We start from the raw sequence: 17,429 nt of genomic DNA on the forward strand, positions 1-17,429 counted from the left end.
AGGCCGGCGGCGGTTCTGCTTTTGGTAGGCTCTCCAGCACGCGGTCCCGGGGACCGTACTGGCACCTACCGGCAGGGGACGCGTGGCGACGAAGCTCAGGCCGCGACGCGCGTCCGGTGCACCCGTCGTCCCCGCCCTGACCGTGATCATGCTGGTCCTGGCCGTCCTCGCGGCAGGCTTCATCGGCGACTTCTCGGCGGACCCCGTCGTGGAGGCACCGGCCGCCGTGCCGGACCAGCCGGGTACGCCCGCACCGACAGCCACCGGTACCCCGGAACCCCTGCCCGACGGCGAGCGCGTCGAGATCGCCGGCGACTGGGCCGTCGCGGCACTGCTGGTCCTGGTGATGGCGGGGCTCGCCCTGCTGGTGCGCTTCCTGCTGCGGTTCCGCGCGCAGCGGGAGGCCGAGGACGGCGTGTCCGAGCAGACCGACCCGCAACCGCACGATCCACGCTCCCTCGCGGCCGACGCGCTCCCTGCCTGGACGGATGCCTCGCAGGCGTTCCTAACCGCGGATGGGGACACCTCGGACGTCGTCATCCGGTGCTGGCTCGACTTCGAACGCCTGTGCGCGACGGCGGGCGTGGCGAGGACCCGCGCCCAGACGACGTCGGACTTCGCGACCGCCGCAGCCACGGCCCTCGACCTGCCCCCTGCTCCCCTGGCCGTGCTGACGCGCCTCTACCAGCGCGCCCGGTTCGGCCGGGCGGGCACCGCGTCGCCGCTGGGCCGGGACGACCGGGACCAGGCGCTCACCGCGGTCCGGGAACTCTCGGCCGCCCTGCCCTCCCGCCGGATGGAGGCTCCGTGAAGCGCTCGGCGTGGGTCATCACCGCTGCACTGGTAGTCCTTGCCGTCGTGGCGGGATGGTTCTTCGGCCTCGATGCACGCCATGCCGTCATGCTCGTCGGGGTGGCGGTCGCGGCCGGCGTCGCCAACGGGCTCCTCGAGGCGGTCGACGTCCCGCGTGCCGTCCTGCCACCGCTCCCCGAACCGGTGCACGGCCTCGCCGACCTGCACTCGCTCGAGTTCTCGCTGGCGTCCGCGGAGCCCGGGGCACGCGCGGTCCTGGAGGTGCACGCGCTCGCGGTCCTGGTGGCTGCGGCTCGGCCGGACGCACCGCGCAGCGACGCCCTCCGCGCGTTCACCGCGCAGCCCCACCCCCTCTCGCCCACCTCCCGCGAGCTCCGCGCCGTCGTCGACGAACTCGCGGCGCTCGTCCTCATCCCAGGCGCAAAGCCTGCACAGCTTGCACCGCCTGCACCGCATCCCCAGGAGACCGCATGAGCACCATCGATCCCGACGCTCCCGCCCCGGGTACCATCCCGGACACCGCTCGGGCGTTCGCTCCCGAGGCCGCCGCCCGGCTGGGCGGGGAGGTACTGCACCGCACGGGTACCGTCGTCGTGGGCGCCGAGGGCGCGCTCCGCCTCGCGCTCGCGGCGGTCCTCGCCGGCGGCCACGTGCTCTTCGAGGACCTCCCCGGACTCGGCAAGACGCTCGCGGCCAAGACCCTCGCCCAGGCGCTCGGTCTCGACTTCCGGCGCCTGCAGTTCACGCCCGATCTCCTGCCCTCGGACGTCACGGGGTCCTCCATCTTCAATCCCGCCACGCGCGAGTTCGAGTTCAAGCCGGGACCGATCTTCACGGGCCTGTTCCTTGCCGACGAGATCAACAGGACCTCCCCCAAGACGCAGTCCGCGCTGCTGGAGGCCATGGCGGAGGCGCAGGTGTCGGTGGAGGGCACCACCCTGCGGCTGCAGCGGCCGTTCCACGTCTTCGCGACGTCGAACCCGATCGAGTTCGAGGGCACCTACCCGCTGCCCGAGGCGCAGCTGGACCGCTTCCTCGTCCGCCTCCGGTTCGGGTATCCCGGTCCTGGCGGCGAGCAGGACATCATCGCCCGACGCCTGGCCCGGCGGCAGGACGGGACGCGGGTGGCGAACGTGACCACGGGCGACGGGCTGGTGCGGCTGCAGTCCGCCGTGGAGTCCGTGGGCGTGGACGACGACGTCATCGACTACGCGGTGCGCCTCACCGCGGCGACGCGCCGCCACCCCGATGTCGAGGTGGGCGCCTCGCCACGCGGGTCCCAGGCACTCGTGCTTCTCGGCCGCGCCCTCGCCGTCCTCGACGGGCGCACCTTCGTCCTCCCCGAGGACATCAAGGAGGGCGCCGTGGCGGTCCTCGCGCACCGGCTCACCCTCACGCCGTCGTCCTGGGCGCAGGGGGTGGCTGCGGAGCGCGTGGTGCGCGACGTACTGGCCGAGGTGCCCGCGCCGTCGACCGTGCCCCATGGTTAGGGGCGGGGCCGGGAGCAACGGCGGGGCCGGGAGCAGGGCCGGCGGACTCACCCGGTCGGCCGGTGCGGCCCTGGCGGTCATCGTGGCGCTGGTGTGCGTGGTGGCGGGATTCGTCGCAGGCCGGCCGGACGCCGTCGCGCTCGCAGCCCCGTTCGCCCTCCTGGCCCTCGCGGGCCGCCCGGCATCGCCCGCCGGGGAGGAGACACCCGTCGGCATCACCGCGGACAGGCGGGCCGAGGGACAGGGCTCCCGGCTGCGGCTGCTGCTCACCTCGGGGCCGGCCGGCCGCGCGTCCTCCCAAGGTCTCGTCGCGGCCGTCCTGGCCGCACCCGGGTGCCCACCGGATGCGCTCGTGCTGAGAGCCGGCGAGGAGTGCCCGCTGCTGGTCCGGGCACCGTTCTCGGGCGAGCGCGACGTGCTGTCCTACGGTGCATCCGGCTTCACCGCGGACGTCACGCGTTCCTCACCCTTCGTGTCCCGTCCGCCGGTTCGCATCAGCGTCCTCCCACCGATCGGTCCTCTTCTCGCGCGGCCTGTCTCCCGCCGCCTCGTCGGCCTCGCAGGCACCCATGTGTCGAGGCGACCGGGCGAGGGCGGGGAGCTGCGGTCCGTGGCACCCCTGCAGGCGGGCGATGCGCTGCGGCGGATCGACTGGCGGGCCACTGCTCGCCGCTCCACCGACCAGGACCGGCTCATGGTGCGGCGTTCCTACGCCGATGCCGAGGCCTCCGTCTTCCTCGTGGTCGACCAGGCGCACGACCTTCCGGCATCGACCGCCGACTGGTTCGCCGCAGGGCCGCGGCGCCCGGGTCCGGGGTCCCTCCATGTGGCGCGGGTAGCGGCGGCGACGGTGGCGGCGTCCTTCCTGGCCGGCGGGGACCGGGTGGGACTGCACGACCTGTCCGGCACCCGCCGCCCCCTGCGCTCCGCGGGCGGGGCCCGGCACCTCGAGCAGATCCGGACCCGGCTGGCGGGTATGCCGGTGGTCCCCCGGAAGCGGCGCCGCCGTGATCCGGTCCCGCCGCCGGGCACCGTCGTCGTCGTGTTCTCGGCCTTCCTCGATGCCGAGCCGGCACGCCTGCTGCGCCTGTGGCATGCGCAGGGCCACCTCGTGGCCGGCGTGGACTGCGTGCCCCCGCTGCGGCCGGGAGGGGTGACTGCGTCCCAGGCGGAGGCCGTGCGGCTGACGCTCCTCCGGCGCCGCCTGCTCCTCGAAGCCCTGCAGGACGACGGCATCCCGGTGTTCGTCGGTGCCCCGGCGGACGCGCGGCCCGGGCCAGGACCGCGTGTGCGGGACACGCCGGCCTCCACCACCGGGGGTACGGACCTCTTCGCCGCGATGGGGCCCGACCTCGAGTCCGGTCTCCGGCTGCTGGCCCGGCAGGCCGGACGGCGGGGCGGGAACCGCGGCGTCCCCGACTCCGGCACCCCTGTCGCCCCGGCCGGCGGCGGGACCCCATGAAGCTCCCCCTGCCGGCGCGCGCGGCCGACCGTGGGGCAGCGCGGCGTGGTGCAGCGCGGCCTGGTGCAGCGCGGCCTGGTGCGTGGGACCGCGCCGTCCCCGACCGGGGCGGGCTCGTCCCGCTGGCCGTGGTGAGGGGGGCGACGGCGCTGGTGGCCGTCCTGCTCGGAACCGTGGTCTGGGACGGCTCCGCCTGGATCGCCGTGCCCGTCCTGGTGGCGGTCGGTGCGGCGGTGCTTCCGTCGATCGGTCTCGCGTTCCTGTCCCTGATGCTGCTCGTGGTCGCGTATGCGGTGAATCTGCCCGCCGGATCACCGTGGCTCCTCGTGTTCGTCGCCGGGCTCCACGCAGTGTTCGTGCTCTACCTCCTGCTCGCCCACCTTCCCCTCCGCGGGTGGATCAGTGCGGGTGCGTTGCGAGAGCTCGCGCGGTCCTTCCTCCGCATCCAGCTCCTCGCGCAGCCCGTGGCCCTGCTCGCACTGCTGCTGGGTGACGCCGGCTCCAGCCTCCCGGTGGTGGTCGTGGGAGTGGCGGGGTTCTGCTGCTGGGCGCTCTGGCTGGCAGGAAGGGGACGCGCGTAGGGCGAGGACTCCTCGGCCTGCAGGGCGAGCCGGAGCCCCCTCGCCGTCTCGACCCGGGGTCCTTCCTCGCGAGCGGGACCCTTACGGAGGCATGGAGCGTCGTTGTAGCGTGTTGGCGTGATCGTCCCCGACATCTCCCAGAACGCCGCAGCGGTCGCGGACCACTACGACGACCTCGACCCGATCTATCGTGGCGTGTGGGGCGAGCATGTCCATCACGGGCTGTGGACGACGGGTCGCGAGACATCCACCCAGGCGGTCGAGGCGTTGAGCCGAGCGGTCGGCGAACGGCTGCGCCTCACCCCGGGCGAGGCGTGCGTCGACATCGGCTGCGGCTACGGCTCCACCGCACGGCTGCTCGCGGCCGCACACGGGGTCGCCGTCACCGGCCTCACCCTCTCCGCCGAACAGGCTCGCTACGCCGCCGCGCATCCGGTACCCGGCGTCGACATCCACGTCCGCGACTGGCTCGTCAGCGGGCTGCCCGATGCCTCGGCCGACGCCGCCTGGGCGATCGAGTCGAGCGAACACATGGTCGACAAGCCCGGGTTCTTCGCTGAGGCGCACCGCGTGCTGGTCCCCGGCGGCCGCTTCGTCATCTGCGCCTGGCTCGCCGAGACCGAGGCCCGCGCGTGGAAGGTACGCCACCTGCTCGAGCCGATCTGCCGGGACGGGCGGCTGCCGTCGATGGGCACGCGCGAGGACTACGAGGCGATGGCAGTGGCGGCCGGCTTCACGGTCACGGCCTATGAGGACGTCAGCCGCCGCGTCGCACGCACCTGGACGATCTGCGCCGCTCGGCTCGTGAAGGCCGTGCTCGTCGACCGCGAGGCCCGTCGCGTCGCACGCAGCCGCATCTCCTTCCTGATCCTCCCCCGCATGATCCTGGCCTACCGCACCGGTGCGATGCGCTACGGGATCTTCACGCTGTCCAAGGTGAGCCACGACCGGGCGCCGCGCGACCCCGGACCCGACCGCACCTGACCGCGGACGGGATCCGGCAGGTCGACAGCGCGGATCGCCTGTGGCCCGGTCGCAATACGGACCGTTCCTGTCCGCGGTCGGCCGTACCGTTGGACCATGATCGAGACGTCGGCACGCCTCCTGCAGCTTCTCTCGCTCCTCCAGCTGAGGCGTGAGTGGACCGGACCGGCGCTCGCTCAGCGCATGGATGTCACCGAGCGCACGGTCCGGCGGGACATCGGCAAGCTGCGCACGCTGGGCTATCCCATCAATGCCTCGCCCGGCGTGGCCGGCGGCTACCAGCTGGGCGCCGGCGCCCAGCTCCCGCCGCTGCTGCTCGACGACGACGAGGCACTCGCCGTCGCGATCGGCCTCACGGCGGTCACGGCGAGCCCTGTCTCCGGCGTCGGCGAGGCGTCCGTCCGTGCCCTCACGAAACTGGAGCAGGTGCTCCCGGCCCGCCTCCGCCCCCGCTTCTCCGGTCTCCGTTCCGCGGTGACCCGCATGGCGGCCGCGAGCACGCCCGTGAACCCCGAGGTACTGACCGCCTTCTCGTCGGCCATCACCGAGCGCCGCTGCGTGGCCTTCCGCTACGAACGGCACGACGGCGAGTCCTCCCGCCGCGTCGTGGAGCCGTACCGCCTCGTGGACACGGGACGGCGCTGGTACCTCGTGGCTTTCGACCGCTCGCGGGAGGACTGGCGGACCTTCCGCGTGGACCGCTGCCACAGCATCCCGGTGGCACGCGACCGCTTCACGCCCCGCCCCCTGCCGGCCACGGACCTCGCAGCCTACGTGCAGGAGTCCATCACGCGCTCGCCGTACTCCTACGACGCCGTCATCAGGTTCCACGCGCCCCTGCACGAGCTGGAGTCGCGCGTGCCCTCGAACACGGGCACGCTCGAGGCGGACGGTGAGCACGCCACGCTGCTCCGGGCCGGCTTCGACTCGCTGGACTTCCCCCTCGCCTATCTGGCGAGCTGGGACGTGGACTTCGAGGTGCTCGAGCCGGCCGAGATGCGCGAGCGCGCCGTCGTCGTGGCCGACCGCCTGCGCCGATCGGCGGGGGTGCCCGCCCGCACCGACGACGCCGTCGAGCCGGAGCCCAGCCCTCAGTGAACGCCCGCCTGCGGTCCGGCACGAGCAACTAGACTGGCAGGCAACCATGACACTGACAATCTCCTACCCCGCGGACCTTCCTGTCTCGGAACGCCGGGCAGACATCATGGCCGCGATCGCGGCCAACCAGGTCACCATCATCGCCGGCGAGACCGGGTCCGGGAAGACGACGCAGATCCCCAAGATGTGCCTCGAGCTCGGCCTGGCGGAGCGCGGCCTGATCGGTCACACCCAGCCGCGGCGCCTCGCTGCCCGCACCGTGGCCGAGCGCATCGCCGAGGAACTGCAGGTCCCGCTCGGCGAGGAGGTGGGCTACCAGGTCCGCTTCACCGGCTCGGTGGGCCGCAAGACCAAGATCAAGCTCATGACGGACGGCATCCTGCTCGCCGAGATCCAGCACGACAGGATGCTGCGCAAGTACAGCACCATCATCATCGACGAGGCGCACGAGCGCAGCCTGAACATCGACTTCATCCTCGGCTACCTCCGGCGGATCCTGCCCGAGCGTCCGGACCTCAAGGTCATCATCACCTCGGCCACCATCGACCCCGAGCGGTTCGCCGCGCACTTCGCCGCCGATGCCGCCGTCGCGGACACCTCCCCCGCACCGATCATCGAGGTCTCGGGCCGCACCTACCCCGTGGAGATCCGGTACCGGCCGCTCGACCAGCCGCCGGGCGGGATCGACGACGGTGACGGCGGTGCGGACAGCGAGCTCGAGGAGGAACGCGACCCCCTGGATGCCGTCTGCGACGCCGTGGACGAACTCTCCCTCGAGGCGCCGGGTGACATCCTCGTCTTCTTCTCCGGCGAGCGCGAGATCCGCGACGCCGCGGATGCGCTCCGGGCGAGGATCCAGTCCACCACGCGCCTGCGCGGCACCGAGGTGCTCCCGCTGTTCGCGCGCCTGTCCCTCGAGGAGCAGCACCGCGTCTTCCGCCCCACGGGCAACCACCGCCGCATCGTGCTGGCCACGAACGTCGCCGAGACGTCCCTCACCGTGCCGGGCATCAAGTACGTGATCGACACGGGGACGGCACGCATCTCGCGCTATTCCCACCGCACCAAGGTGCAGCGCCTGCCGATCGAGCGCGTCTCGCAGGCGTCCGCGAACCAGCGGTCGGGCCGTAGCGGCCGTGTCTCCGACGGCATCGCGATCCGCCTCTACTCGGAGGAGGACTTCGAGTCCCGCCGGCCGTTCACGGAGCCGGAGATCCTCCGCACGAGCCTCGCCGCGGTCATCCTGCAGATGGCGGCCATGGGCGTCACCCGCAGCCCCAAGGACATCGCGGAGTTCCCGTTCGTGGAACCTCCCGAGACCAAGGCCATCAACGACGGCGTGGCCCTGCTGCGTGAGCTCGGCGCGCTGAAGGACGACGGCGGGCTCTCCGCCGTCGGTCGCAAGCTCGCGCAGCTTCCCGTGGACCCCCGGCTCGGACGCATGATCGTCGAGGCCGGTTCGCGCGGCGCCGTCAAGGAGGTCATGGTCCTCGCGGCCGCACTGACCATCCAGGACCCCCGCGAGCGGCCCTCGGCCGACCAGCCGGCGAAGCAGCAGCAGGCGGCGGAGAAGCACAAGCGCTTCGTCGACGAGAACTCCGACTTCACGGCCTTCCTCAACCTGTGGCGCTACCTCCAGGAGAAGCAGGACGAGCTCTCCTCGACGCAGTTCAGGAAGCTCTGCAAGGCCGAGTTCATCAACTACCTGCGCGTCCGGGAGTGGCAGGACCTCTTCCAGCAGCTGCGCCAGCTCGCGAAGCCGCTCGGCATCACGCTGCCCGCCGGACCCGTGGACCCCGTGGGCCTGCACGAGCAGATCCACGTCAGCCTGCTCTCCGGTCTGCTCAGCAACATCGGCCTCTACGACCAGCGCAAGCGGGAGTACGCCGGTGCCCGCGGGACCCGGTTCGCGGTCTTCCCGGGGTCGGCGCTGTTCAAGAAGTCGCCCGACTGGGTCATGGCCGCCGAACTGGTGGAGACCTCGCGGCTCTGGGCCCGGGTGGTCGCCCGCATCGACCCCCTGTGGGCCGAACAGGTGGCACCGCACCTCGTGAAGCGCACCTACAGCGAGCCGCACTGGTCGAGGAAGATGGGCTCGGTCATGGCCTACGAGAAGGTCACGCTCTACGGTGTGCCGATCGTGCCCCAGCGCCGCATCAACTACGGGCGGATCGACCGGGACGTGGCCCGCGAACTGTTCATCCGGCACGCCCTCGTGGAGGGCGACTGGAAGACGCACCACACCTTCTTCAGCCGCAACCAGGCCCGCCTCGCCGAGGTGGAGGAACTCGAGAACCGGCTGCGACGGCGTGACCTGCGGGTCGACGACGAGACGCTCTTCGAGTTCTACGACCAGCGCATCGGCCCCGACGTCGTCTCCGAACGGCACTTCGACTCCTGGTGGAAGCAGGCCCGCCAGGACCACCCCGACCTGCTCGACTTCGACCCGGAGCAGCTCCTCAGTGAGGACGCGGCGGAACTCGACGAGGCGGCGTTCCCGAGCACCTGGCACCAGGCGGGCTTCGAGCTGCCGCTGACGTACGAGTTCTCGCCCCTGACCCCCGAGGCGCACGACGGCGTCACGGTCACCATCCCGGTGCTGTTCCTCAACCAGCTCGAGCCGAAGCCGTTCCGCTGGCAGATCCCCGGCCAGCGCGTGGAACTCGTCACCGCGCTCATCAAGTCCCTGCCCAAGCAGGTCCGGAAGAACTTCGTGCCCGCCCCCGACGTCGCCCGGGCCGCCGTCGCCGCGCTCGCCGGCGACTTCGACCCTGCCGAGGACGATCTCGAGGCGTCCCTCGAACTCGCGCTGCGCCGCCTGCGCGGACACGTCATCCCGCCGGGCTCGTGGAACTGGTCGGCCGTCCCGCAGCACCTGCTGATGATGTTCCGCATCGTCGACGCCGGTGGACGGGTGCTCGACGAGTCCCGCGACCTCGAGGCGCTCAAGGAGTCGCTCGCGCCCGCGGTCAGCCGTGCCATCGCGCAGTCCCTCGGCGCCACGCCCGGCAGCACACGGCCCTCGGGAGGACCCGGTCGGGGCGGCCGCGGCGGAGGCACGGGCCCCGCCGGACGCGACGAGGGACGTCCCGCCTCCGGCCGGGGCGGCCGCGGCGCCCCCGCAGCCGACGCGCCCCGGACGGGCGGGCGCACCGGCGCCGCCCCTGCCTCCCGCGGCGGGATCGCCGTCGCCGAGGCGCCGGCCGTCGCGGAACGCACGGGAGAGAAGGCGTGGGTCTTCGGCGCCGTCGAGCGCGAGGTGTCCCGCACCGTCGCCGGACACCGGATCACGGGCTTTCCCGCCCTGGTGGACGAGGGCACCTCCGTGGGCCTGAAGGTCTTCCCCGACGCCGGCCAGCAGGCCACGGTCATGCGCGCGGGTGTCATCCGGCTCCTGGCGCTGCGGATCCCGAGCCCGGCGAAGTACGTCCTGGAGCACCTGAGCAACACCGAGAAGCTCACCTTCAGCCAGAACCCGCACGGCAGCGTCGCGGAGCTGATCCGGGACTGCTCGCTCGCGGCGATCGACAAGCTCGTGCCCGAGGAGCTGCCCTGGACCGAGGAGGCCTTCGACCGGCTGTACGAGGACGTCCGCGCCGAGCTCATCGACACCGTCTTCACGGTGACCGCGACGGTGGAGCGCGTGCTGTCCAGCAACCGCCGGATCCAGAAGCAGCTCAAGGGCACCACGAGCCTCGCGCTCATCACGGCCCTGAACGACGTCCGGAGCCAGCTCGAGCACCTCGTGTACCCCGGGTTCGTCGCGGCGACGGGCTACGCGCAGCTGGCGCACCTCCCCCGGTATCTGAAGGCCATCGAGGTCCGGCTGGAGAAGCTGCCCACGAACGTGCAGCGCGACGGTCTCGCCACCGCGGTGATCCAGCGGCTGGAGGACGAGTACGACGACGCCGTGGCGTCCCTCGCCGCGGGGCGACACCGCCCGGCCGTCCTCCGGCGCGTGCGCTGGATGATCGAGGAGCTGCGCGTCAGCCTCTTCGCGCAGGACCTCGGGACGGCGTACTCGGTGTCCGAGAAGCGCGTGCGGACCGCACTCAACGAGGCACTGGCAGCGACGCGGTAGGGGTGGCCGGCCCGCCGTCGGCCGCCTACCCCGGGACGTGGGCTCCGTGCCCGGCGTCCCGGAGGGCGGTGCGCAGAGCGTCGGCGGCGCGGTCCATCGCGCCCGGGTCGGGGTCGTGGTCGACGCGCCGGAGGTCGAAGTCCTGCGGCGACTGCGTCGGCCACACGTGGACGTGGAGGTGGGGTACCTCGTAGCCCTCGAGCAGGACCCCCACGCGTTTCGCCCCGAACGCCTTCTCCTGCGCCCGGCCGACGGTCTGCGCCACCGCCATCACCGTGGCCAGGGTGTCCGGGTCGGCGTCGAGCCAGTGCCCGATCTCCCGGCGCGGCACCACCAGCGTGTGCCCCGGCGTGATCGGGGCGATGGTCAGGAACGCGACGACGTCCTCGTCCTGCCAGACGAACCGGCCAGGGATCTCGCCGTCGATGATCCTCGTGAACAGCGTGGGCATCGTGCCTCCTGGGGTTGCGGCTGGTCGGACGCCGGCGTGCGACGACGCGTCGGGCAGTGTCACGCGGCCGCGCAGGGGCGGTGGCACGGGGCGTCCTGGGGTCATGCCCCGACGCTACCCGAGCAACCCGGGGCGGACCAGTGACGGGCCCGCCGTCGAACCGCCCCTGCGCGCCGGGTCAGGCGCCCGTCGCGACCGGGAGGCCCGGCGTCGTGGACCACTGAGACCACGAACCCGGGAACAGCGCGGCGTCGATGCCCGCGATGTCCAGGGCGGCGATCTCGTGGGCTGCCGTGATGCCGGAGCCGCAGTAGACCGCGACGCGCCCGCGGTCGGCGCCGAGGGCCCCGAAGCGGCGCCGGAGTTCGTCGGCGGTGCGGAAGCGCCGGTCCGCCGCGAGGTTGTCCGCCGTCGGCGCACTGACCGCGCCGGGGATGTGGCCGGCCTGCGGATCCACCGGCTCCTGCTCGCCGCGGAAACGCTCACCTGCACGGGCGTCGAGCAGGACGTCGACCACCGAGGCGTCGAGGAGGTCCGGGACCGAGACGACCGGCATCTGGCCCGGGGTGAGGTGCACGGAGCCGACGCAGTGGCGCTCCTCCCCGCCCTCGACGTCGAACCCTGCGGCGCGCCACGCGGTCAGGCCGCCGTCGAGCAGGCTGACCTGCGTGACGCCGGCGTCACGCAGGAGCCACCAGAGGCGGGCGGCCGCGAGGTTCCCCGAGTCGTCGTAGGCGACCACGACGTCGCCGTCGTTCAGGCCCCACTGGCGGGCGGCCTCCTGCAGCGCCTCGGCCGTGGGCAGCGGGTGACGGCCGATACCCGGACCGCCGGGGGAACAGAGCTGGGTCTCCATGTCCACGTACACGGCGCCGGGTATGTGGGCGGCACGGTAGTGCTCGTGGCCGTGGGGGTCGCCCAGGGACCAGCGCACATCGAGCAGGATGGTCTGCCGGCCGGAGGTCATCCGGTCCTGCAGCTCCTGCACATCCATCAGAGTCTTCATCGAGATCTCCTGTCGGGACGGGCGGCCGGACCGCGGCGATCGCCGCGGCCGGCCCTGATGCAGGCCAGTCCACCACACGCCGGTCCGCGCACCAAGGACCCGGGGCGCCCGGGTGGCGCCCGTCAGACCTCGACGCCCTCGCGGACCACCAGATGGCGGAACACGGTCCCGTAGCGCGCGCCGAGCCGGGTGACGTGGCCCTCGACCATGCCGAGCCCGGTCTCGTTCAGCAGGGCGTCGTGGATCTGGAACGCGCGCGGCGCACGCACGGAGGCCACGAAGTCCACCACCTCGGCGAGCTTCGACCAGGGCGCGTGGACGGGGACGAGCAGCGTCCGGACGTCGATGCCGTCAGGGACGACGAAGGAGTCGCCCGGGTGGTAGACGGGGCCACCTGCTCCCCCGACCCCCCGGACGAGGAACCCCACGTTGGCGATCATGGGGATGAGGGGATGGATCAGCGCGTGCTGGCCGCCGAACGTCCGCACGTCGAAGCCGGCGGTGGAGAACTCCTCGCCACCGGCCACGGCGTGGACCCGGTCACCCGCGGCATCGCCCAGGCCCTGCGTGACGGCATCGGCGGCACCGGGTGGAGCCCAGAGCTGCATGGAACGGTTCGCCGCGAGCACGGCGACCACCCGGTCCACGTCGATGTGATCGGGGTGCTCGTGGGTGACGAGGATCGCGGCAGCGTCCTCCAGGGCCTCCTCGACCTCCGAGAAGGAGCCCGGATCGATGACGAGCGCGGCGCCGTCCTGCTCGAGACGCACGCAGGAGTGCGAGAACTTGGTCAGCAGCATGCGCCCAGACTACCCGCGGCCACGCTGATAATCTTGACTCTGGTCCAGGGCACGTCCGGTGCCCTCGGGAAGGTTGGAACATGACGCCTGAGGCGACATCCGAGGCAGGGCCCACGGTAGGAACGGGAGGCGCGCAGCGCGTCACGCGCCAGCGCCGTGCGGTCAGTGCCGCCCTCGACGACCTCGACGACTTCGTCAGCACCCAGGAACTCCACCGGGTGCTCCACGACCGCGGGGAGTCGGTCTCGCTCGCGACGACGTACAGGATCCTGCAGTCCATGGCCGACGACGGCCTCGTGGACGTGCTGCGCAGCGGCGACAACGAGGCGGTCTACCGTCGCTGCGCCGTGGAGCACCACCACCATCACCTGCTGTGCAGGAACTGCGGCCGGGCCGTGGAGATCGAGGCTCCCGCCGTCGAGCAGTGGGCCGCGCGCATCGCCGCCGACCACGGCTTCACCGACACCGCACACACGGTCGAGATCCACGGGCTGTGCCCGGAGTGCTCGGCGCCGGCCTCCCGGCCCTGATGCGCCGCAGCGGGACGGTACCCCATCCGGCGTCCGCTGCGATACCGCCCCATAGCCGGGACGCCGGTGGCCGCCCTCGACTACGCTGATTCCTGTGCCGCCCGATCCTCCCGTCCCTCCCGCCGCGGTTCCGACAGCGGACCGGCAGACCTCCGGTCCCGGTACGGAGCGCCTCGAGGACCTGATCGACGCCGTGCGGCGGTACCGGACCGCGGAGATCGCCATGCGCGGCCGGAGCAGGGACTCCATGCATCTCGGGCGGTCGGACATGACGGCGCTGCGCCTCCTGCTCCGCGCCGGGCAGACCGGCACGCCGCTGACCGCGGCGGTACTCGCGCGCGAGCTCGGCATCTCGACGGCGGCGACGACGGTCCTCGTCGACCGTCTGACCAGGAGCGGCCACGCCGAACGCCGCCCGAGTGCCACGGACCGGCGGGCCGTCGAGATCTGGCCCACCGCCGCGACGGACGAGGAGGTCCGCGCCACCATGGGGACCCTGCACGAGCGCATGATGGCTGCCGCGAACGCGCTCTCTCCCGGAGAGAGCGCCGTGATCCACCGGTTCCTCGGCGAGCTGGGGCGAGCGGTGTCGGGACTCGAGTTCCCGGCAGTCCCGGGCACGGCTGCACCGCAGGACGCCGCGCCGCCGGCCCCGGAGTGATCCGGGCCGGTAGCTAGAAGGATTGACTACTAGATGACCTAAGCTAAGGACATGGATTCATCGGACGCGCAGCAGGGAGCGGGCTACTGGTACCCGCCGGGCAGCTCCGACGCGTCCGCACCGCCGACCGACCGCGCGCCCACCGGCGTCGACGTCCTCAACGCCCTGCGCGCATACCGCACCCTGGAGAACGACCTGCGCCGGCGCCTCGGCCGCCGGCTCAACGTCAACGAGACGGACCTGAGCGCGCTGCGCTATCTGCTCTCGGTCTGGCAGCGCGACGAGGGGGCGAGCCCGAAGGAGCTGGCGCTGGCCCTCGGGATCTCGAGCGCGTCCACCACCCTCGTGATCGACAGGCTCGAGAGGGCCGGGTTCATCCGCCGCCGGCGCCACCCGGTGGACCGCCGCTCCGTGATCATCGAGCCCGGCGAGAAGGCCACGGAGGAGTTCCGCGCCGCCTTCGACATCGAGAAGCGCGGCGTCCTCGTCGCGGCCGACGGCCTGACGGACGCGGAGACCGAGACGGTCACGCGCTTCCTGCGCAGTATGGAACAGGCCCTGACCGACGCCGTCGAGCAGGCGGACCGGACCCGGGAGCCCTAGCCCCGCGTCGCGACGCCGCCCCCCATGAGACCGTCCGTACGCGATCGTGCCGCCGCCCGACGTGAACCGACCACCCGGCACAGCAGGTAGATCACGAAGGAGATCGTGGTGACGTAGGGGCTGATCGGGATGCGGCCCCCCAGCGCCAGGAGGATGCCGCCCACCACCGACGTGCACGCGAACAGCACGCTCAGCAGGACCACGAGCCCCGGCGCGGAGGTGACCTTGAGGGCCGCCGCCGCCGGGGTGATGAGCAGGGCCAGCACCAGCAGGGCACCGACCACCTGGATGGACAGGGCCACCGAGATCCCCAGCAGGACCATGAAGAGGATCGAGAGCCCTCGCACGGGCACACCGCGCGCCTCGGCGAGGTCGGCGTCGGCACTGGCGAATGTCAGCGGACGCCAGATGGCGGCGAGGGCGACGATGACGACGGCGGCGCACCCCACGAGCAGGTTCAGCTGCACGTCGTCGACGGAGACGATCTGCCCCGTGAGGAGGCCGAACTTGTTGGCGGCGCGCCCCTCGTAGAGGGCGAGGAACAGGATGCCGAGCCCCAGGCCGAACGGCATGACCACTCCGATGATCGAGTTGCGGTCGCGCGCCCGGATCCCCATGAACCCGAGCACGAGCGCCGCGAGCACCGATCCCACGAGCGAGCCGCCCACGACGTTGGCCCCGACGAGCAGCGCGAAGGCCGCTCCGGCGAACGAGAGTTCCGCGATGCCGTGCACCGCGAAGGCGAGATCGCGCATCATGACGAAGGTCCCGATGAGCCCGCCCAGCAGGCCGAGGACGGCTCCGGCGATCAGTGAGTTCCGCACCAGCGGGAGCAGCTGGGCGTAGTTGTCGAAGGTGAAGATCGCCTCCACGATCCCGGAGAAGTCCATGCTCAGGCGCTCTCGTGGTGGTGGGTGGTCGCGTCGGGCAGGCCCACGACGACGATCCGGCCGTTGCTGTGCAGCACCTCGACGGGGCTGTCGTAGAGGTCTGAGAGGACCTCGCTGGTCATGACCTCCGCGGGCGCCCCGACGCGGAACCGTCCGTCGGCGAGGTAGAGGACGCGGTCCACGTAGTCGATGACGGGATTGATCTCGTGCGTCACGAAGACCACCGCGCTGTTCTTCTCATGGCACTGCCGGTTGATGAGCGAGCTCACGGCCTGCTGGTGGTTCAGGTCGAGCGACAGCAGGGGCTCGTCGCACAGGAGGACGGTCGGGTCGGTGGCCAGGGCCTGCGCGACCCGCAGCCGCTGCTGCTCACCGCCCGAGAGGAGCCCCACGGGGGCGTCGGCGTAGGACGCGGCGCCGACGTCCCGGAGGAGGCTGTCCACCCGCTCGCGGTACGCGCGTCCGTGCAGCCGCAGCCCCCACCGGTGGCCGTCCACGCCGAGTCCCACCAGGTCGCGCGCGCGCAGCGGTGTCTCGGGCGGGAAGGCCTTCTGCTGCGGGATGTAGCCGAGGTCGCGACTGCCGCGCGTGATCGGACGGCCGTCGATCGTCGCGGTCCCCGTGTCGAGCGGCTGCAGCCCGAGCAGCACCTTCAGGAAGCTCGTCTTGCCCGATCCGTTCGGTCCGAGTACGGCGAAGAACTCGCCCGGCATGATGTCGAGGTCGAGGCCCTCCCACAGCGTGCGTCGTCCGAAGGAGAGCGCCGCGCCGCGCAGGCTGATCGCCGGGCCCACTGCGCCGTCCGGGGACTGCGCGGAGCGCGAGGTCGTCGAGGTCATGCGGAGCGGCTCCCAGTCCGTCGGGGGCGCACCGGGACCGGTCGCCGAGAGCGCGGAGCGTGGGGTCACGATCCGAGCGCCGCCTCGATGCTATCGGTGTTGGCGCTCATCCAGGAAACGTAGTCCTCGCCGTCGGGGAGCGTCTCGGTGAAGACGAGCACGGGCAGGCCCGCACCCTCTGCGGCCGACCGCACCGCCTCGGTCTGCGACCCCTCGGTCTGGTCGTTGTAGGCGAGGAAGGTGAGCGTCCCGCCCGTCACGAGCGACTTCATGTCCTCGAGGACCGCGACGGGGACCTCCGATTCCTCCTCGATGGCCTCGGTGAACTGCTCGGGGGTGACGTCGGTGAGGCCCGCAGCCTCGAGCAGGTACGCGGGGACGGGCTCGGTGACGGCTACCTCGCCACCGGGTCCGTCCGCGGCGAGCGCCGTCAGGCGGTCCTGGATCGTCTGCAGTTCGGCGGTGAAGGCGTCGGCCCGCTCCTGGTACGCCTCGGCGTTCGCCTCGTCCAGCCGGCCGAGTTCCCCGGCGATGGCGTCGGCGAGGGCCATCATGGCGGGCAGGTCGTACCAGACGTGCTCGTTGAAGGCGCCGTGGTCATGGCCTTCCTCGCCGGGCGCGTCGGCGTGCGCCTCGCCGGACGCCTCCTCTTCCGCGGAGTGTCCCTCCTCGAGGCCGGAGAGCTCGACGGCGCTGAGCACCGTCCCCACGCCCGTCTCCTCGGCGAGGCGGCCGAGGAAGACGTCGTAGCCTCCCCCGTTCTCGATGACGAGATCCGCCTCGGAGACGGACAGCTTGTCCTGCACGGTCGCCTCGTACGAGTGAGGGTCCTGGCTGAGGCTGTCGACGATCGCGGTCACCTCCACGTCGTCGCCGCCCACGGCCGAGGCGATGTCCCCGTACACGTTGGTGGCGGTGACGATGGTGAGCGCCCCGTCGTCGGCGGCGTCCGCCGCCTGCGCGCCCGATCCGCCGTCGCCGCAGGCGGCGAGCCCGACGGCGGAGGCGGCCAGGAGTGCGGGAACGGCGAGACGGCGGGACAGGCGCATGGGACCTCGATCTGACTAATGAGAACTGTTTACGTTAGGACATCGAGCATAGCCTAGACGCGAACCGTTCGCATTTCCCTCGCGGGATCTG

At 72.4% G+C, this 17,429-nt stretch carries 17 protein-coding genes; 11 read left to right on the forward strand and 6 right to left on the reverse strand.

Going from position 1 to position 17,429, the window contains the following annotated elements:
- Positions 1-82: 82 nt before the first annotated feature.
- The 8 genes from AC4D2O_RS11780 to hrpA all read left to right on the forward strand — a co-directional run bounded on the left by AC4D2O_RS11780 (position 83) and on the right by hrpA (position 10,509).
- Complete coding sequence (locus AC4D2O_RS11780; RefSeq protein WP_490907553.1) at positions 83-811, forward strand: DUF4129 domain-containing protein; 729 nt, start codon at positions 83-85, stop codon at positions 809-811.
- The gene (locus tag AC4D2O_RS11785) at positions 808-1,287 is read left to right on the forward strand and encodes a hypothetical protein (RefSeq protein ID WP_490907554.1); all 480 of its coding nucleotides are present in this window, start codon (positions 808-810) and stop codon (positions 1,285-1,287) included. The genes AC4D2O_RS11780 and AC4D2O_RS11785 overlap by 4 nt, the downstream gene beginning before the upstream one ends.
- Complete coding sequence (locus AC4D2O_RS11790) at positions 1,284-2,303, forward strand: AAA family ATPase (protein ID WP_490907555.1); 1,020 nt, start codon at positions 1,284-1,286, stop codon at positions 2,301-2,303. The genes AC4D2O_RS11785 and AC4D2O_RS11790 overlap by 4 nt, the downstream gene beginning before the upstream one ends.
- A complete protein-coding gene (locus AC4D2O_RS11795; protein WP_490907556.1) occupies positions 2,296-3,765 on the forward strand; it encodes a DUF58 domain-containing protein in 1,470 nt (489 codons plus the stop codon). The genes AC4D2O_RS11790 and AC4D2O_RS11795 overlap by 8 nt, the downstream gene beginning before the upstream one ends.
- Positions 3,762-4,346, forward strand: a complete 585-nt coding sequence (locus AC4D2O_RS11800; RefSeq protein WP_490907557.1) for a hypothetical protein — start codon at positions 3,762-3,764, stop codon at positions 4,344-4,346. The genes AC4D2O_RS11795 and AC4D2O_RS11800 overlap by 4 nt, the downstream gene beginning before the upstream one ends.
- Before the next feature lie 117 nt (positions 4,347-4,463).
- Positions 4,464-5,330, forward strand: a complete 867-nt coding sequence (locus tag AC4D2O_RS11805; protein WP_490907558.1) for a class I SAM-dependent methyltransferase — start codon at positions 4,464-4,466, stop codon at positions 5,328-5,330.
- Positions 5,331-5,426: 96 nt separating this feature from the next.
- A complete protein-coding gene (locus AC4D2O_RS11810; RefSeq protein WP_490907559.1) occupies positions 5,427-6,428 on the forward strand; it encodes a helix-turn-helix transcriptional regulator in 1,002 nt (333 codons plus the stop codon).
- 46 nt (positions 6,429-6,474) lie between these two features.
- Positions 6,475-10,509, forward strand: a complete 4,035-nt coding sequence (gene hrpA, locus AC4D2O_RS11815) for an ATP-dependent RNA helicase HrpA (protein WP_490907560.1) — start codon at positions 6,475-6,477, stop codon at positions 10,507-10,509.
- Between the two features lie 25 nt (positions 10,510-10,534).
- On the opposite strand, the gene AC4D2O_RS11820 is transcribed toward hrpA, so the two are convergent.
- From AC4D2O_RS11820 to AC4D2O_RS11830, 3 genes are all read right to left on the reverse strand, one after another.
- Complete coding sequence (locus AC4D2O_RS11820; RefSeq protein WP_490907836.1) at positions 10,535-10,960, reverse strand: HIT family protein; 426 nt, start codon at positions 10,958-10,960, stop codon at positions 10,535-10,537.
- Between the two features lie 178 nt (positions 10,961-11,138).
- Positions 11,139-11,966: a sulfurtransferase gene (locus AC4D2O_RS11825; protein ID WP_490907561.1), complete on the reverse strand. Its 828-nt coding sequence runs from the start codon at positions 11,964-11,966 to the stop codon at positions 11,139-11,141.
- Between the two features lie 122 nt (positions 11,967-12,088).
- On the reverse strand, positions 12,089-12,766 hold the full coding sequence (locus AC4D2O_RS11830) for an MBL fold metallo-hydrolase (RefSeq protein WP_490907562.1): 678 nt from the start codon (positions 12,764-12,766) through the stop codon (positions 12,089-12,091).
- Positions 12,767-12,846: 80 nt separating this feature from the next.
- On the opposite strand from AC4D2O_RS11830, the gene AC4D2O_RS11835 reads away from it, so the two are divergent.
- The 3 genes from AC4D2O_RS11835 (at position 12,847) to AC4D2O_RS11845 (ending at position 14,560) form a co-directional block, all read left to right on the forward strand.
- A complete protein-coding gene (locus tag AC4D2O_RS11835) occupies positions 12,847-13,296 on the forward strand; it encodes a Fur family transcriptional regulator (protein ID WP_490907563.1) in 450 nt (149 codons plus the stop codon).
- Positions 13,297-13,390: 94 nt separating this feature from the next.
- A complete protein-coding gene (locus AC4D2O_RS11840) occupies positions 13,391-13,957 on the forward strand; it encodes a MarR family winged helix-turn-helix transcriptional regulator (protein WP_490907564.1) in 567 nt (188 codons plus the stop codon).
- Positions 13,958-14,008: 51 nt separating this feature from the next.
- Positions 14,009-14,560, forward strand: coding sequence for a MarR family winged helix-turn-helix transcriptional regulator (locus AC4D2O_RS11845; protein WP_490907565.1), 552 nt, complete (start codon positions 14,009-14,011; stop codon positions 14,558-14,560).
- Here the strand turns inward: AC4D2O_RS11845 and AC4D2O_RS11850 are convergent.
- The 3 genes from AC4D2O_RS11850 to AC4D2O_RS11860 all read right to left on the reverse strand — a co-directional run bounded on the left by AC4D2O_RS11850 (position 14,557) and on the right by AC4D2O_RS11860 (position 17,338).
- A complete protein-coding gene (locus AC4D2O_RS11850) occupies positions 14,557-15,450 on the reverse strand; it encodes a metal ABC transporter permease (RefSeq protein ID WP_490907566.1) in 894 nt (297 codons plus the stop codon). The two genes, AC4D2O_RS11845 and AC4D2O_RS11850, sit on opposite strands and share 4 nt — an antisense overlap.
- 2 nt (positions 15,451-15,452) lie before the next feature.
- A complete protein-coding gene (locus tag AC4D2O_RS11855; protein WP_490907837.1) occupies positions 15,453-16,289 on the reverse strand; it encodes a metal ABC transporter ATP-binding protein in 837 nt (278 codons plus the stop codon).
- Between the two features lie 65 nt (positions 16,290-16,354).
- Positions 16,355-17,338, reverse strand: coding sequence for a metal ABC transporter solute-binding protein, Zn/Mn family (locus tag AC4D2O_RS11860; protein ID WP_490907567.1), 984 nt, complete (start codon positions 17,336-17,338; stop codon positions 16,355-16,357).
- Between the last annotated feature and the right edge of the window lie 91 nt (positions 17,339-17,429).

This window comes from Arthrobacter sp. TJ-238, from assembly GCF_058269215.1.

Coding starts and splice junctions, on each gene's coding strand:
- AC4D2O_RS11860 (WP_490907567.1), bottom strand. CDS start 17,338: ATGCGCCTGTCCCGCCGTCTCGCCGTTCCCGCACTCCTGGCCGCCTCC.
- hrpA (WP_490907560.1), top strand. CDS start 6,475: ATGACACTGACAATCTCCTACCCCGCGGACCTTCCTGTCTCGGAACGC.
- AC4D2O_RS11855 (WP_490907837.1), bottom strand. CDS start 16,289: ATGACCTCGACGACCTCGCGCTCCGCGCAGTCCCCGGACGGCGCAGTG.
- AC4D2O_RS11825 (WP_490907561.1), bottom strand. CDS start 11,966: ATGAAGACTCTGATGGATGTGCAGGAGCTGCAGGACCGGATGACCTCC.
- AC4D2O_RS11830 (WP_490907562.1), bottom strand. CDS start 12,766: ATGCTGCTGACCAAGTTCTCGCACTCCTGCGTGCGTCTCGAGCAGGAC.
- AC4D2O_RS11845 (WP_490907565.1), top strand. CDS start 14,009: ATGGATTCATCGGACGCGCAGCAGGGAGCGGGCTACTGGTACCCGCCG.
- AC4D2O_RS11850 (WP_490907566.1), bottom strand. CDS start 15,450: ATGGACTTCTCCGGGATCGTGGAGGCGATCTTCACCTTCGACAACTAC.
- AC4D2O_RS11795 (WP_490907556.1), top strand. CDS start 2,296: ATGGTTAGGGGCGGGGCCGGGAGCAACGGCGGGGCCGGGAGCAGGGCC.
- AC4D2O_RS11820 (WP_490907836.1), bottom strand. CDS start 10,960: ATGCCCACGCTGTTCACGAGGATCATCGACGGCGAGATCCCTGGCCGG.
- AC4D2O_RS11800 (WP_490907557.1), top strand. CDS start 3,762: ATGAAGCTCCCCCTGCCGGCGCGCGCGGCCGACCGTGGGGCAGCGCGG.
- AC4D2O_RS11835 (WP_490907563.1), top strand. CDS start 12,847: ATGACGCCTGAGGCGACATCCGAGGCAGGGCCCACGGTAGGAACGGGA.
- AC4D2O_RS11810 (WP_490907559.1), top strand. CDS start 5,427: ATGATCGAGACGTCGGCACGCCTCCTGCAGCTTCTCTCGCTCCTCCAG.
- AC4D2O_RS11790 (WP_490907555.1), top strand. CDS start 1,284: ATGAGCACCATCGATCCCGACGCTCCCGCCCCGGGTACCATCCCGGAC.